Origin of the sequence: Sphingobium sp. TB-6 (genome assembly GCF_012927365.1) — a bacterium.
Lineage (GTDB): Bacteria > Pseudomonadota > Alphaproteobacteria > Sphingomonadales > Sphingomonadaceae > Sphingobium.
On the sequence record NZ_JABBGL010000012.1, the window covers coordinates 47937 to 61796 of the forward strand.

Sequence of the window (13860 nt, forward strand, 5' to 3'; positions counted from 1 at the left end):
TTTCAGTTATGTGCGAAGCGCCCACCGCTTTCCGCCAGACGCGTCAGTCCGGTGGCAGGCGCGAAGGCGGGGCCATGGCGCTGCTCCATTTGGTGCAGTTTTTCCACCACGGTGGAAAGGCCGGTCCTGTCGGCCCAGAACATTGGGCCGCCACGATAGGCGGGCCATCCGATTGCCAGGACCGCGACCATGTCGATATCCGACGCTCGCAGGACGACGGATTCGTCCAGCATCCGCGCGCCTTCGTTCGCCATCATGGCCATCATTGGCGCGATCAGCGTTTCCAGTTCCTCCATCGAACGACCGGTCGGAACGGCTTCTTCGGCCCGGACGAATCCGAACAGGTCCAACGCCTCGACCAGTGCAGCCTCCGGTGCGCCGTCGACGCGGAGCATGGTTATCGCCTGTTCCTGCGCCCGGATAAGTCGGTCCGAGACCAGACCATGTCCGGAGCGGCAGATGACAGCCACTCGTCCGGCCTTTCGGGCGAGGCCAAGGATCGAGGCAAGGGTCGTGGGTGATGCGTTCGTCCCCGGCGAGATTTCCATCAGGCGCGACAAAGGGTCGGCGGGCAGGGACAATTGTGTCAATGTTGCGGGATAGGCACTCCCCATCTCGTCCAGCGCACCGATATCGGCGGGCACCAGAAGCGATTGAGGCGAGCGGACCGCGTCGAGTCTTTGCAGGATAGCGTCCGTCAGCGGTTCGGGAATTGAGCGGCACTCGGCAATGATATCGCTCGCCGCCAGACTATCTTGCCCGTTCGCCAACACGGCGGCCCAGCTTTCGAAGCATGTCGCCTTCAGCCCCGCGCGATGCAGGATGTCGGCCCATTGCGCGCACTCGCCTTTGCCGACGATCGTCGCGACACGCAGCGGAATCACAGGTGTATCAGCACTGATGCCTGGAAGCCTCGCGGCTTCCCGCTCGCTGAAGAAGAGGTATCGCTGCGCGGCGCTTTCGCTGCTGTCTTCCAATTGCCGGAACAGTTCCCATTCGCGCGCCATGCCCTCTTCAAACGGAAGGGTGATCGCGGCTTCTACGGCCCGCACTATATGATCCGGCGCCCTGAACCCGCGCATCACCGCGGCATGGCGACGACGGAAATCGTCGAACAGCCCGAGGCGGGCACGTGCCTGCGTGATAGGCCCATCGCGGTCCCTGATCCGGGTCAAGGGCTTCCCCGCAGCCGCGACGCCGCGTGCGAATGCGACGGCGTCTTCCCGCAATCGGTTTTCGCTGGCCAGCTGGTCCAGAAGGCCCAGTTCGCGCGCTTCCTGGGCAGCGATGCTGCGTCCCGATACCATGAGATCAAGTGCGGCTTCCACGCCAATGACGCGAGGCAGGCGCTGTGTGCCTCCGCCGCCGGGCAACAGGCCGAGATGGACTTCGGGCAGGCCGAGCCGAGCGGAGGGCACCGCGATCCGGTAATGACAGACCAGCGCGGTTTCCAGACCACCACCCAGCGCACTGCCGTGGATCGCCGCGACAACGGGTTTCGCCGCATTTTCGATAAGGCGCATGACCTCATGCAATGTCGGGGACTGCGGCGGTTTGCCGAATTCGCTGATGTCGGCACCAGCGAAAAAGGTCCGTCCATCGCAGATCAGCACGATGGCCCTGACATTGCCATCGGTCAGCAATGCATCGAACGCTTGGGCCAAGCCTGCGCGTACGGCTGCGCCAAGCGCATTGACGGGGGGAGAATTGACGCTGACGACGCCGACATCGCCTTCGACACTGATACTGACGGGTTGGTTCATGATGATCGGTCCCTGTCGTCAGCGCAGACCCATGCGGATGCCACCGTCCAGCCGCACGTCTTCGCCGTTGAAATAGCCGTTGCGGCACATTTCCAGAACCAGGCTGGCAAATTCCGATGGCATGCCGAAGCGTTTGGGGAAGGGTACATTGGCGCTGAGCGCGGCCTTCACATTGTCCGGGGCTCCCATCATCAGGGGAGTGTCGAAAATGCCGGGGAGGATGCTGTTGATGCGGATGCCTTCGTTCGACAGGTCGCGGGCGATGGGCAGGGTCATTCCGACAATACCGGCCTTGGACGCGGAATAGGCGGCCTGCCCCATCTGGCCGTCTTCGGCGGCGGCGCTCGCGGTATTGACGATCGCCCCGCGCTCCCCATCGGCCAGCGGGTCCAGCGTCAGCATGCCTGCAGCGCTCTTGGCGGTGCAGCGGAATGTCCCGATCAGGTTGATCTGGATGATCTTTTCGAAGGCGTCGAGCGGGAAATGCTTGGGTGTGCCGCCATTCTTGTCACGGCTTGCGGTCTTGTAGGCATTGCCGGTCCCGGCGCAGTTGACCAGAATACGCTCCTGCCCGTGCGCGGCCCGGGCCTTGGTGAAACCCGCATCGGCCGAGGCGTCACTGGTGACGTCGACCTGGCAGAAAAGCCCGCCAATCTCCGCGGCTAGCGCTTCGCCCTTGTCGGCGTTGAGGTCGAATAGCGCGACTTTGGCGCCTTCGGATGCGAGCCTGCGCGCGACAGCCTCTCCCAAGCCTGATGCGCCGCCGGTGACGATTGCGGAGATGCCGCTAATATCCATGAGTTGCTCCGATTTTGGAAAAGAATGTGAGGAGAAAGACCTTGGGTTACGCCGTTTCGCCGGTCATCTGGTTCAACCGTGCGCGCAGGTCCGTTTTGACGATCTTGCCGTTCAGGTTGCGGGGCAGCGGGTCGCGGCTGATCGTAAAGCTTTCCGGCTGCTTATAGTCCGTCATGCGGGAGGAGCAGTATTCGCCCAACTCTTCCGCGCCGGTAGCAGCGCCCTCGCGCAAGCTGATGAATGCATGGACCCGCTCACCCAATATGGGGCAGGGTTTGGCGACCACGGCTGCTTCCAGCACGGCGGGATGGGCCATCAATATGCTCTCTACTTCCGCAGTGAAAATCTTGTATCCGCCGCGGTTGATCATGTCCTTGAGCCGGTCGAGCACTCTTACGAAGCCTCGTTCGTCGATGCTGCCAAGGTCGCCTGACCGCCAGTAGCCGTCAGTCAAATTAGCCTTCGTCGCTTCGGGATTGCGCCAGTAACCGGGCGTGACTTGCGGACCGCTGATCCACAATTCGCCCACTGCGCCAACTGGCAGATCTACGCCGTCTGGCCCGACGATGCGGACGGTAGCCCCCCGCACGGGTCTGCCCACGGAATCGCTATTTGCCAGCAACTCTTCGGATGGCATGACGGTCACGGCCCCGCAGGTTTCGGTGGCGCCATAGCAGTTCATGAGCCTCAACGCGCCAAGGCGCGAGGAAATGCCTTCAATGGTGGGTACAGGCATGGGCGCGCCCCCAAATCCCCCGATCCGCCAGGCCGAAAGGTCGTGAGCGGTCAGGTCCGTGCGCGCCAGCAGCAGATTGTACATCGCCGGCACCATCAGCGTGTGGGTCATTCGCTCCTCGACGGCCAGGGCGATGAACGCTTCCGCTTTGAACTGGGGAACGACGATCATGCAGCCGCCGCAAAATGCCATACTGCACAAGGTGGCCGAAATGCCGGTGATGTGAGACAGCGGCACCACGCACGCCGAACGGTCGTTGGCATCCAGTGCCATGCAATATGTGTAGGCTGCACCGACATGCACCAGCGCAAGATGGGTCACTATGGCACCCTTCGGCCTGCCCGTCGTACCTGACGTATACATGATGAGCGCCGGGCTTTCTTCGTCAGGCTCGTCCGTCGGCAGTGGCGACGGCTTTGCGAAGCTACGAACGAAGGCGCGCACGTCGCTGTCGCCTATCGGAACCGTCAGCGGCAACGCTGGAATGCGGTCGGCCAGTGTCGCCTCGTGCAGGATGGCGCAGGCACCGCTCTGTTCAGCGATGTAGGCGAGACCGGGCGCCTGTTCACGAACGCCGACCGGGACGGCGACGGCGCCTATGCGGGTGATTGCGAACAGGACAATGACGAATTCGGCCCGATTGTCCAGGAACAGGATCAGACGGTCTCCCGCGCCGATACCATGCGCCACCAGCCCCGATGCGAAGGCGTCGGCCAGATCGCTCAATTCTCGCCAACTGCAGCGGAAATCGCCACATATAAGGGCTTCGCGATCAGGATAGGCAGCAACGGTGCGGGCCAGCATGGCGGACATGGAATGTGGTCTTGGAGTCAGGCACGGGATGATGCGGTCGCCGAAATGCGGTTCCGGGCGGAATTGTCCGTTTTCCTGAGGACGGCCGTTCATCATATATCCTGTCTCTGATTGTCCGGGTCGCGCGGAGCCGTTCTGGTCATGGCAGGTGCACCAGCATTTTGCCGATATTGCCGCCGGAAAACAGGTCCACAAAGGCTTGGGGGGCATTGTCCAGCCCCTCGATGACAGTCTCGCGCCAGGTCAGCCGGCCTTCGCCATGCCATTCCGCCAGTTTTTCGCGATAGGCGGGCATGAGATCGAGGTGATCGAACAGGATGAAGCCCTTCATTCCGATTCGCTTTACCGGAATCAACGTCATGTTGCGCGGGGCCGCCATGGGCTCGGTCAGATTATAGCCCGCGATCATGCCGCAGATTGCGAAGCGCGCATGGTCATTGGCGCAGCCGATCGCCGCTTCCAGAAAGGGACCGCCGACATTGTCGAAATAGACGTCGATGCCTTCGGGCGCGGCGATCGCCAGCGCCTTACGCATATTGGATTCCGCATGATAGTCGATGGCGACATCGACGCCCAGTTCATCGCGCAGAAACGCTGTCTTTTCCGGGCCACCCGCCGACGCGATCACCTTGTGACCCAGCATTTTGGCTATCAGGCAGGCGGTCGAGCCGACCGCGCCCGACGCTGCCGAAACGAAGACGACATCGCCATATTTCAATTCCGCCACGCGCATCAGTCCGGCATAGGAGGTCAGGCCCGTGATCCCGGCGATACCCAGAAATGCCTGGGGCGGCAGGTCCATCGAAGGGAGCTTTTCCACGTCGGATGCGGGTAGATTGGCATATTCGCGCCAGCCCGCGTCGCTCAGGACCATGTCACCGATAATGAACGATGGATCATTCGATTCGACGATTTCGCCGATCGCCGGGCCAGTGATGACATCCCCGACTTCGAAGGGAGGAATATAGCTTTTTGCGGCGAACATGCGGCCTCTGATAGCCGGATCGATCGACAGCCAGCGATTGCGAATCTGGACTTCTCCGGGCGCTGGGCACGGCAGGTCGACACAGGCGGTGGCGAATGCCTGTCTGTCCGGCAGGCCCATCGGACGGGCGGCGAGCCTTATCTCTCTTGAACGCCGCATCAACAATCGCGCCTCTCAAAAAAATGATCGATAAGTCATATATTGAAGATGGGCGGCTTGGCAATGGCAGAAAGGAGATCCCGCTACAGGCGCGCTTCATGCGGTCCGTGATCTTCTGCAAGCGCGATCTGAGTCACTTCCAACCGGCGGCCGTCGCGATCCATTTCGCCTCTGCGATCGACCTGCGTCGGTAGCGCTGTTGCGCCGATAGCGCGGTGCCATCCGCGCAAGATGTCGGCATCATGCCGCCACGCCGCTTGTGAACGAACAAGGGGGTGGTCTAGGTTTGCCCTTGAGCCGATGAAGTGCGTTGTCGACCGCAGACTCGCTGATGTTGAGCGCGAGTCCCGCATGGGTCAGGCTGCGTTCCGAATAAATGATGTCGAACATTCTCAACAGATTGAGATGTTCCAAGCCGCCCATGCTATGATCAATGGTGATGCAGAGGTTTGTCACTTGCATATGATTTGGCCGGCGGCAGCCTTGCGCATATGGCGCGGTTCCGATGGCCTTCGCGAATTATAGAGCGGATAAAATATGATTATATAGTCATAAATGAAATATTCTCGGATGGATTTTTAAAGGGTATAATCGATATTTCCTGTAATAAATTTCGGATCGACAGGGCGTGTTTGCTGCGCTATAAAATGATCCATAAATCATTATGTGATTGAGAGTGGGGTTGATGGGAGAGGCGGCCGGCAAGGTGGTGGATGGACTGCGGCAATGGGCGCAACGCCGTGGCGGCGCCCTTGCCCAAGTCGAAGATCTGCGTGATTTGGGCGGGCATTCCGGGGAGACTTGGGGTTTCGCCTACTGTGCTGGCGCCGTTCGCGCGGAACTGGTCATTCGCCTTGCCGCGGCGGGCGGCGGCGAGCGGGCGAATGGGGAATTGATAAGGCAGGCGCCCCTGCTCGATGCGCTTCTGAAATCGGGTACGAAAGTCGCCCCGGTTCGCGATGTTTCGGATGATCCCGCGCTTTTCGGAGCCGCTTATCTGATTGTCGACCGGCTGCCGGGGCGGCCGCTCATCATGGGTCCGGATGCGGGCCCTTCATGGATGTCGCCGACCGATCGGCAAAAGGCTCATGAGGCGGCGGCAGGGGAATTGGCGGTAATCCACCGGCTGGATTTGTCCAGTCTTGCCGATTGGGATCGTCTTCGCTCGCCGGCCGATGAAATCGCGCTATGGACCCGTGCCTTCGAGCGGGCGGCGGACCCGGACTGGACACGGGCCGGGAACAAGCTCGGTTCCGCGCTCCTGGAAAGCGTGCCTGAAAGGTGGACGCCGGGGCTGTGCCATGGAGATTTCCAGACGAACAACCTGCTCTTTTCATTGGACGCGGATGGTCCTGCGGTCGGCGGCGTCGTGGATTGGGAAATCGCGCATTTCGGGGCGATCGAACATGATTTGGCATGGTTCCTGATGATGAATGACGATCAGGCGTGGGCGCCGGTCGAGATGCGAGGCAATGTCGATCTGGAGGCCGTCACGAATTGCTATGAATCCGTTGCCGGGCGCGCCATGGGCGATCTGTCCTGGTTCCGTGCGCTGGCCTGCTATCGCATCGCGGCGATTGCGGGATACAAGATCCGCCTTCACCGCACCGGGCGCAAGATCGATGAGGCTTGGGAACGGGCCTCTTCTTCCATGCCATTCTTCTTCGCCCGCGCCGATGCGCTGTTGGGGAGCGCGGCATGACGATGCCCGGCCCGCTGTTCGAAGCGCCGCGCCAGGCGCCGTGGCTCGCTCCTTATTGGGAAGGGTTGGGTGTGGGAGAGCTGCGTCTGCCGCGTTGTTCCGTCTGCGGGCGGTGGGAATGGTATCCGGTCGAAAGCGGCCCGGCCTGTCCGGACGGTCATTATGTCTGGGAAGCAGTCGGGCCGCTTGCCACCGTCTTTACCTGCACGCGGGTGGACAGGCCGCTGCTGCCCGGCATCACCCAATCCTATATGACAGGTCTCATCGTCACCGATCGGGCACCCGATTGCCGGATCGCAGCGCTGTTCGATGAATCCGCCGGTCCGGTTTCCATCGGCGCACGGGTGCGCCTTTCCATTTCAGGCGCGGGAGAAAGCGCCTTTCCCTATTTTACACTGGAGAGCATGTCTTGAAATACGGAGTCTCGCTTTTCCCCCTGCGACCGCAGCAGATCATCGACGTAGCGCTATGCGCGGAGGAACTGGGGTTCGACTCGCTTTGGCTGGGCGAACATGTCGTCACTCCGGTCAAAAGCGATTCCCGCTTTCCCTATGCAGGCGAAGATGATGACTCGCATGAGGCGTTCCATGCCAATCTGCCCTTTTACGATCCTTATGCGGTGCTGGCCTATCTCGCGGCGATCACGAAATCGGTAAAACTGGCGGTTTCGGTGTCGATCGTGCCGTTGCACGATCCGTTCCACCTGGCCCGGTCGGTGACGACTCTCGACCTGTTTTCCAAGGGTCGGTTCATGTTGGGTGCGGGCGGTGGATGGCTGAAGGAAGAATTCGAGATTCTCGGCCGGGATTTCGAAACGCGCGGCAAGCGGTTCGACGAAACGCTCGATGTGATGGTCAGCCTGTTCAACAATGACGTGACCGAATATGACGGCGTGGTATTGAAGGTTCCGGCAATCGGCATGAGTCCCAAGCCTGATACCCGCCCGCATCCGCCCTTTGTCTTCGGTGGCCATGCGAAGCCTGCACTGCGCCGGGCCGCACACCGCGGCAATGGCTGGCTGGCGTCCGAACTCAGTCCCGAAGAGATGGCGCCGCTGATCGGCATCATCAAGCAGATGCGCGAGGAAGCCGGGCGCGTGGACGTTCCCTTTGAAATAAGCTGTGCGGTGATGGGCGATCCTTCGGACGAGCTGATCGCGCAATATGAAGCGGTGGGGGTCGACCGGCTGGTGGTGCGTCCGTGGATGCGAGGGCGGGACGCCGTCGCCAATCTGACGACGCTCGCCGGGCGCATATTGTGACGATGAAGATGTCCGGCGAGCAGGGAGCGTGCTGAATGGTTGATGTCGCAATCGTCGGTGTGGGGGAAACGGTTCCCGTCCGGGCGGATTCGCGCCCGATGAGCGTGATGATCGCCGACGCGATCCATCGCGCTCTGGCCGACGCTGGCATCGGCGCGAACCAGATCGACGGTTTTGTGACCGAATCGGCGACGATGCCCGGCGTCATGCCTGCCGAGGACGTCGTCGCGGCATTGGGCGTGCCCATGCCGCGATCGCCCTTTATTGCCTATGGGCTGCATTATGGGGCGGGGCTGGTGGCTGCGGCTGAACTGGCGGGGTGGGCACTGGCGTCCGGGCGCGCGACGCATGTCCTTTGTTGGTATGGCCATCAACTGAGCCGTCAGGCGCAGGGGCCGCGTGCGCTCTATGCCGACGACCCGTTGAAGGCCGATCTGGAAATGCCCAGCGGTTGGTTCGGCCAGCCGGTCTATTTCGCCGGGATCGCGCAGCGTTATGCCCATGAATTCGGTCTTCCTGCCGAAGCGCTTGCCGCCGTCGCCATGGAGGCGCGGGAACATGCGGCGCGCACCCCCGGCGCGATGAAGACGGCGCCGCTTGATCTGGCGGGCTATCTGGCCTCGCCCAGCATTGCCACGCCCTTGCGCGGACCCGACTGCGCCCTGGTCAATGACGGCGCCATCGCCTTCGTCATGACCACGACGGAGCGTGCCCGCGACTGCGCCCATCCGGTGGTGCGCGTCGCCGGTGTCGGCGTCGGATCGACCAATGTGCCGGGCGACACCTGGTTCACGCAAAATAGCGATTATCTGACGACGCCCGCCGCCATATCGGGACCGGCCGCCTTCGCCGTCGCCGGACTGACCCCGGACGATGTCGATTTCGTCGAGCTTTACGACTGCTTCAGCATCAACACGATCCTTCAATATGAGGATCTGGGCTTCGTGAAGAAGGGTGAGGGCGCCGCTTTCGCGATGAGCAAGGGGCGGGGACTAGCTGATCGCCTGCCGACCAACACCCATGGCGGCCTGTTGTCCCATTCCTTCCTGCTGGGCGGAGGACATGTGGTCGAGGCGGTTCGCCAGTTGCGCCATGAGCGGGGGGCCGGACAGGTGCCCGATGCGCGCGTCGGCCTGGTGACCGCCCTTGGCGTGCCGCATCACAGCACAATGATTTTGGAACGGATGTAAGAGAGATGACGGGAATACAGCGTGTGGCCCTGGTGACGGCCGCGACGAGCAGCCTGGGACGCGGCATGGCCGAAGCCCTGTTGGCAGACGGATTTCTGGTCGTGGTGAGCGGCCGGTCGGAAGCCAAGGGATTGCAGGCTGCCGCCGAAATGGACCCGTCCGGCCGCGTGAGTTTCGTCGCATGTGATGCGCTCGACCAGGGGCAGACCGAAGCAATGGTCGATACGGTCATCGAACGTCACGGCCGTATCGACGTGCTGATCAACAATGCCGGGGGATCGAGTGGCTTCGCGCCCGTGCATCAATTGTCCGACGACGCATGGGCGCAGGCCTTTCAGTGGAACGTCAGTTCCGCCTTCTGGGCGGTGCGGCGGGCGGTTCCGGCAATGCTGGAACAAGGCTTCGGGCGCATCATCAACATCAGTTCGGTGCAGGGCAAACAGGCGAACCGCCCCAATGCCAGCCATTATGTGACCGCCAAGCATGCGCTCAACGGTTTCACCAAGGCGGTGGCGCTGGAATATGGGCGGCAGGGCATCACCAGCAACGCGATCTGCGTGGGCGCGGTGGAAACCGATCTGATGCAGGATGCGGGCCGGAAGGCCGCAGCCGCAGCCGGAATCAGCTATGAAGCATATAAGCAGCGTTACGCCGACGCGGCGATGACGGGCCGGTTGAACAGCGTCGGGGAAGTGGCCGCCATGGCGCGTCTGCTCGCTTCGGAGGCGGGCGCCGGCATTACCGGCGCGATCCTCAATGTGGACGGCGGCACCTGCTCCTATTGAAAGAGATGACGATGACTGATGTTCGACCCACCAATCTTGCCGAAGCTTTCGATATCCATTTATCGCGCGCGCCCGATGCGGCTGCCCTGATTGTCGGGGACCGGGTCTATAGTCGCGTGGAGATCGGCGAACTGGCCGAACGCGCCGTTGGCATGTTGCAGGAAAAGGGCGTCCGTCCGGGCAACCGGGTGGTGGTCCAATATGATACATCGCCGGAAGACGTCGCAATCGCCCTGGCGACAGCGCGGGTGGGAGGCACGCTGATCCCCGTTCCCAAGCGGCTGGGCATGCGTGAAATCAATTTCCTGCTTGGCCGTTCCGAAGCGGCGCTTTTTTGCCATGTCGGGGCAAATCCGGCGGATGGGCTGACGCTTCCCGCCGGCGCATCGGTTGCCAGCAGCAATGCCATTCGCAGTCATGACCGCACGGCAACGGATATCGTCCCGATGCCGGACGATCATTGCGCGCTCATCGGCGTGACGTCTGGTTCCACCGGCCAGCCCAAGGGCGTCATGCATGGCTGGCGCGGCGTAGCCTGGGCGGGAGAGCGGATGCGCGCCCTGGGCCGGGTGCAGGCTGGCGAGGCCGTGATGATGACAGGCGCGGGGGCTGGCGCGCCGGGCTTCACCTTCTTCACCTACATGCCGCTCGTCACTGGCGCGGCCATCGTGCGCGCCACCAAATGGGATCCGGTGGAGGTGTTGCATCTCGCGCAGGAGCATGGCTGCGTCTGGTCGTGCATGGTGCCGACGATGCTGCGGATGTTGCTCGATGCGAGGGCGGAGGCGCTGGGCGAGGGCAGGCTGGACGCCATGCGCGCGATCAGCATGGGCGGCGGTTTCATGAGCGTCGAACTGATCGAACGGGCGCGCCGTGAACTGGGCGTAGAGGTGTTGCGCATGTACGCCATGGCGGAATGCATGAGCAATGCCAGCACGGAAATTGACGACAGCGTCGATGTACGCAACATGCTGGACGGCCGGGCTGGACCGGGCGCCGCGCTGGCCGTTTTCGACGATGATCGCAAGCCTCTGCCGGTTGGCGCCAAGGGGGAGATCGGTCTGAAGGGACCTTCGCTGTTGCAGGGCTATCTGGCCGAGCCGCGGGGCAAGCCGGACCTGATGACGCCCGACGGCTTCTTCCTTTCCGGCGACATCGGGGAGATGGACGAGCAGGGCTATGTCAGGATCGTCGGCCGCAAGAAGGACATGATCAACCGGGGCGGATACAAGATCGACCCTTCCGAGGTCGAGGAACTGATCTGCCGCCATCCCGCCGTCGCCAAGGTGGCGGTGGTGGGCTATCCCGACGCGCTGTACGGTGAACGGTCGTGCGCGGTCGTGGAATTGCGGCCCTCGCACATGCTGGCCTTCGACGAATTGACGGCTTTCCTACTTCACGAGGGACTGTCGAAGGAGAAGCTGCCTGAACGGTTCGAAAGCCGGGACGCGCTGCCGCTTTCACCCGACGGCAAGATATTGAAGGCCGCCGTCAAGGCCGAGATCGGCACCGACCCCACGTCGAGCCTTGGTTGATTTCCCATCCAGACGCCTCCTTTCAGGCGCTCCATGCACAAGAGGTTTCCATGATTGATTTCGAACTGGATGATGACTTCAAAGCAAAGCTCGATTGGGTTCGTGCCTTTGTCGATGAAAAGGTCGAAAAGCTGGATGTGTTGTGGCCCAGTCCCGCATCGCCGCATGACAAGTCGCTGGTGGAAGCGCGCATGATTTTGGCGCCGCTTCAAAAGGAGGTGAAGGAAAAAGGACTTTGGGCGGCGCATCTCGACCATGATCTGGGTGGTCCGGGCTTCGGGCAGGTCAAATATCTGCACATCGCGGAGATATTGGGCCGGACCAACTGGGGATCGGTCGTGTTCGGATGCCAGGCACCGGATTCCGGAAATTCGGAAATTCTGGCTCGTTACGGCACGCCAGAGCAGAAGGAACGCTATCTGCAACCCTTGCTGGACGGCGAAGTCTACAGCGCCTTTTCGATGACGGAACCCGAAGGCGGGTCGGACCCGATCTATTTTTCTTGCCGGGCCGATCGGGATGGCGATGACTATGTCATAAATGGCGAAAAATGGTTTTCCAGCCATGCCAACTATTCCGATTTCCTGATTATCATGGCCGTGACCGATCCGGATGCGGAACCTTATCGCCGGGCGTCCATGTTCCTGGTTCCCACCGACACGCCGGGCGTCGAGTTCGTGCGCGAGACGGGCGTGTTCACCGAACCCTATCCGGAGCGCGGCGGCCACCCCTATATGCGCTATACCAATTTGCGCGTTCCGGCCTCGGCCATGCTGGGGCCGCGCGGTGGCGGTTATGAGGTCGCGCAGTCGCGTCTGGGCGGCGGGCGCATACACCATGCCATGCGCACCATCGGTCTTTGCCAGAAGGCGATCGACATGATGGCGGACCGGGCCGTGAGCCGAAAGACCAGCGGCGTCCTGATCAGCGAAAAGCAGTCGGTCCAGTTCGACATTGCGGAATCGCAGATCGCCCTGCGGCAGTTTCGCCTGCTGGTGCTGCATTGCGCCTGGCTGGCCGACCAGAAGGGCCGGGAACGGGAATTGCGGGAGGCGATTTCCATGGTCAAGGTCGCGAGCGCCGATATCGCGGAAAAGATCATCTGGCGGGCCATGCATATGCATGGTTCGCTGGGCGTGTCGAACGAAATGCCTTTCGCTCATATGCTGTTCATGACCGGGATGCTCGGTCTGGCGGACGGCCCGACCGAGGTTCACAAGGTGTCGGTCGCGCGGCGTATCCTGAGGCGGGCGACGCCGCATGAAGGATTTTTCCCGCCGCAGCATCTTCCTGCTGCCCGCGCCGCCGCGCTGGCACAGTTTGGATTGACCCCGGAAACATTAAACAGGCGGGTATGACGATGGAGAGGGACGCCTTCGATTTTTCGGGCAAGGTGCTGCTGGTCACGGGTGGAAGCCGCGGGCTGGGACGCGAGATGGCGCTGGGCTTTGCCCGGCGTGGTGCGGATGTGGTCATCGCCAGCCGCAAGCAGGATGCCTGCGAAGAGGTGGCCGTCGAAGTGCGCAAGCTGGGCGCGCGCGCGCTGGCGGTCGGTGTGCATGTCGGCAAATGGGACGAACTGGAACGGCTGGCCGACGCCGCCTATGCGGAGTTCGGCAAGGTCGATATTCTGATCAACAATGCCGGCATGTCGCCGCTCGCGCCGTCGATGGTCGAAGTGTCGGAGACCCTGTTCGACAAGATCGTAGACGTCAATTTCAAGGGCGTTTATCGCCTTGCGACTTTGATCGGATCGCGCATGGCGGCGGGGGAGGGCGGTTCCATCATCAACGTCTCCTCTTTGGGTTCGTTGATGCCGTCGCCCTATTTCGGCGCCTATGCCGGGGCCAAGGCGGCGGTGAACGCGCTCTCGATCGCGCTGGCGCGGGAATATGCGCCCAAGGTGCGGGTCAATGTGATCTGCCCCGGCGGTTTCCTGACCGATGTCGCGGGTGACTGGGCCGATGACCCGCAGGCGTTGAACAGCGTGCCGCTTGGCCGGTTCGCGCAGCCGGAGGAAATGCTCACCACCGCATTCTACCTCGCCAGCGCGGGATCGAGTTTCACTACCGGAGCCCTTATTCGCGTCGACGGCGGCGCGCTGTACACCAGATAACCGGAGCAACCGTCAAC

13 protein-coding genes are annotated in these 13860 nt (G+C 62.1%); 8 read left to right on the top strand and 5 right to left on the bottom strand.

What is annotated here, in order from left to right; translation table 11 throughout:
• Positions 1 to 2 precede the first annotated feature (2 nt).
• The 5 genes from HHL26_RS16370 to HHL26_RS16395 all read right to left on the bottom strand — a co-directional run bounded on the left by HHL26_RS16370 (position 3) and on the right by HHL26_RS16395 (position 5677).
• Entirely contained in the window at positions 3 to 1763 is a 1761-nt protein-coding gene (locus HHL26_RS16370; RefSeq protein WP_169576188.1) for an enoyl-CoA hydratase-related protein, read from the bottom strand.
• Between the two features lie 18 nt (positions 1764 to 1781).
• Positions 1782 to 2561 (bottom strand): SDR family NAD(P)-dependent oxidoreductase, encoded by a 780-nt coding sequence (locus tag HHL26_RS16375; protein ID WP_087573599.1) that lies wholly within the window; start codon positions 2559 to 2561, stop codon positions 1782 to 1784.
• A gap of 46 nt (positions 2562 to 2607) precedes the next feature.
• Positions 2608 to 4110, bottom strand: a complete 1503-nt coding sequence (locus HHL26_RS16380; RefSeq protein ID WP_206377498.1) for an AMP-binding protein — start codon at positions 4108 to 4110, stop codon at positions 2608 to 2610.
• 139 nt (positions 4111 to 4249) lie between these two features.
• The gene (locus HHL26_RS16385; protein ID WP_169576190.1) at positions 4250 to 5254 is read right to left on the bottom strand and encodes an NADP-dependent oxidoreductase; all 1005 of its coding nucleotides are present in this window, start codon (positions 5252 to 5254) and stop codon (positions 4250 to 4252) included.
• Between the two features lie 240 nt (positions 5255 to 5494).
• Complete coding sequence (locus HHL26_RS16395; protein ID WP_169576191.1) at positions 5495 to 5677, bottom strand: hypothetical protein; 183 nt, start codon at positions 5675 to 5677, stop codon at positions 5495 to 5497.
• 262 nt (positions 5678 to 5939) lie between these two features.
• Between HHL26_RS16395 and HHL26_RS16400 the strand changes: the two genes are divergently transcribed.
• Genes HHL26_RS16400 through HHL26_RS16435 form a run of 8 tightly spaced genes read left to right on the top strand, consistent with a single transcriptional unit; the run spans position 5940 to position 13843 of the window.
• Positions 5940 to 6956, top strand: coding sequence for a phosphotransferase family protein (locus HHL26_RS16400; protein ID WP_169576192.1), 1017 nt, complete (start codon positions 5940 to 5942; stop codon positions 6954 to 6956).
• Entirely contained in the window at positions 6953 to 7369 is a 417-nt protein-coding gene (locus tag HHL26_RS16405) for a hypothetical protein (RefSeq protein WP_169576193.1), read from the top strand. Before HHL26_RS16400 ends, HHL26_RS16405 begins: the two co-directional genes overlap by 4 nt.
• Positions 7366 to 8217 (top strand): TIGR03619 family F420-dependent LLM class oxidoreductase, encoded by an 852-nt coding sequence (locus tag HHL26_RS16410; protein WP_169576194.1) that lies wholly within the window; start codon positions 7366 to 7368, stop codon positions 8215 to 8217. The genes HHL26_RS16405 and HHL26_RS16410 overlap by 4 nt, the downstream gene beginning before the upstream one ends.
• Positions 8218 to 8252: 35 nt before the next feature.
• Positions 8253 to 9407, top strand: a complete 1155-nt coding sequence (locus HHL26_RS16415; RefSeq protein WP_169576195.1) for a thiolase family protein — start codon at positions 8253 to 8255, stop codon at positions 9405 to 9407.
• A gap of 5 nt (positions 9408 to 9412) precedes the next feature.
• The gene (locus HHL26_RS16420; RefSeq protein ID WP_087573591.1) at positions 9413 to 10192 is read left to right on the top strand and encodes an SDR family NAD(P)-dependent oxidoreductase; all 780 of its coding nucleotides are present in this window, start codon (positions 9413 to 9415) and stop codon (positions 10190 to 10192) included.
• 11 nt (positions 10193 to 10203) lie between these two features.
• Complete coding sequence (locus HHL26_RS16425; protein WP_169576196.1) at positions 10204 to 11727, top strand: class I adenylate-forming enzyme family protein; 1524 nt, start codon at positions 10204 to 10206, stop codon at positions 11725 to 11727.
• 50 nt (positions 11728 to 11777) lie between these two features.
• The gene (locus HHL26_RS16430; protein WP_169576197.1) at positions 11778 to 13085 is read left to right on the top strand and encodes an acyl-CoA dehydrogenase family protein; all 1308 of its coding nucleotides are present in this window, start codon (positions 11778 to 11780) and stop codon (positions 13083 to 13085) included.
• A complete protein-coding gene (locus tag HHL26_RS16435) occupies positions 13082 to 13843 on the top strand; it encodes an SDR family oxidoreductase (protein WP_206377500.1) in 762 nt (253 codons plus the stop codon). Before HHL26_RS16430 ends, HHL26_RS16435 begins: the two co-directional genes overlap by 4 nt.
• The last annotated feature ends 17 nt before the right edge of the window (positions 13844 to 13860 follow it).

What these genes read in the sequence shown, in the direction of transcription:
- HHL26_RS16370 (WP_169576188.1), bottom strand. Translation starts at nt 1,763, where the DNA reads ATGAACCAACCCGTCAGTATCAGTGTCGAAGGCGATGTCGGCGTCGTC.
- HHL26_RS16375 (WP_087573599.1), bottom strand. Translation starts at nt 2,561, where the DNA reads ATGGATATTAGCGGCATCTCCGCAATCGTCACCGGCGGCGCATCAGGC.
- HHL26_RS16380 (WP_206377498.1), bottom strand. Translation starts at nt 4,110, where the DNA reads ATGTCCGCCATGCTGGCCCGCACCGTTGCTGCCTATCCTGATCGCGAA.
- HHL26_RS16385 (WP_169576190.1), bottom strand. Translation starts at nt 5,254, where the DNA reads ATGCGGCGTTCAAGAGAGATAAGGCTCGCCGCCCGTCCGATGGGCCTG.
- HHL26_RS16395 (WP_169576191.1), bottom strand. Translation starts at nt 5,677, where the DNA reads ATGGGCGGCTTGGAACATCTCAATCTGTTGAGAATGTTCGACATCATT.
- HHL26_RS16400 (WP_169576192.1), top strand. Translation starts at nt 5,940, where the DNA reads ATGGGAGAGGCGGCCGGCAAGGTGGTGGATGGACTGCGGCAATGGGCG.
- HHL26_RS16405 (WP_169576193.1), top strand. Translation starts at nt 6,953, where the DNA reads ATGACGATGCCCGGCCCGCTGTTCGAAGCGCCGCGCCAGGCGCCGTGG.
- HHL26_RS16415 (WP_169576195.1), top strand. Translation starts at nt 8,253, where the DNA reads ATGGTTGATGTCGCAATCGTCGGTGTGGGGGAAACGGTTCCCGTCCGG.
- HHL26_RS16420 (WP_087573591.1), top strand. Translation starts at nt 9,413, where the DNA reads ATGACGGGAATACAGCGTGTGGCCCTGGTGACGGCCGCGACGAGCAGC.
- HHL26_RS16425 (WP_169576196.1), top strand. Translation starts at nt 10,204, where the DNA reads ATGACTGATGTTCGACCCACCAATCTTGCCGAAGCTTTCGATATCCAT.
- HHL26_RS16430 (WP_169576197.1), top strand. Translation starts at nt 11,778, where the DNA reads ATGATTGATTTCGAACTGGATGATGACTTCAAAGCAAAGCTCGATTGG.
- HHL26_RS16435 (WP_206377500.1), top strand. Translation starts at nt 13,082, where the DNA reads ATGACGATGGAGAGGGACGCCTTCGATTTTTCGGGCAAGGTGCTGCTG.